The sequence below is a fragment of the Micromonospora sp. M51 genome (assembly GCF_018070305.1).
In the GTDB taxonomy this organism is placed as follows: Bacteria; Actinomycetota; Actinomycetes; order Mycobacteriales; family Micromonosporaceae; genus Micromonospora; species Micromonospora parva.
In genome coordinates, this window is record NZ_JAGPXZ010001505.1 from 1 (window position 1) to 461 (window position 461).

Here is a 461-nt window from a genome sequence, read left to right on the forward strand (position 1 = left end):
GTATGGTCATTCCTGGACAACTTCGAGTGGGCGGAGGGTTACCGCAAGCGGTTCGGGATCGTGCACGTCGACTACCTGACCCAGCGGCGCACACCGAAGGCCAGCGCCCGGTGGTACCAGGAGGTGATCTCCCGGAACGGGCTGTGACGAGCGGGGGGAAGGCGCGATGACGACGGCGCAGCGGCCGACGCTCGAGGCGGTGGCGGCGCGGGCCGGGGTGTCCCGCGCCACCGTCTCGCGGGTGGTCAACGGCTCCACCACCGTCGCCGAGCCGATCCGCGAGGCGGTCACCCGGGCGGTCGCCGAGTTGGGGTACGTGCCCAACCTGGCCGCCCGCAGCCTGGTCACCCAACGCACCGACTCGGTCGCCCTGGTCATGCCGGAGGCCGCCACCCGGGTCTTCTCCGACGACCAGGTCTTCCCCGGCATCATCAGGGGCGTCAGTCAGGAGCTGGAGGCGG

General features: G+C 71.4%; 2 protein-coding genes. Both read left to right on the top strand.

Going from position 1 to position 461, the window contains the following annotated elements; translation table 11 throughout:
- On the top strand, nt 1-147 hold a 147-nt coding region (locus KBX53_RS35680), incomplete at its 5' end, for a family 1 glycosylhydrolase (protein WP_210864111.1).
- Nucleotides 148-166: 19 nt separating this feature from the next.
- On the top strand, nt 167-461 hold a 295-nt coding region (locus KBX53_RS35685), incomplete at its 3' end, for a LacI family DNA-binding transcriptional regulator (RefSeq protein WP_210864110.1).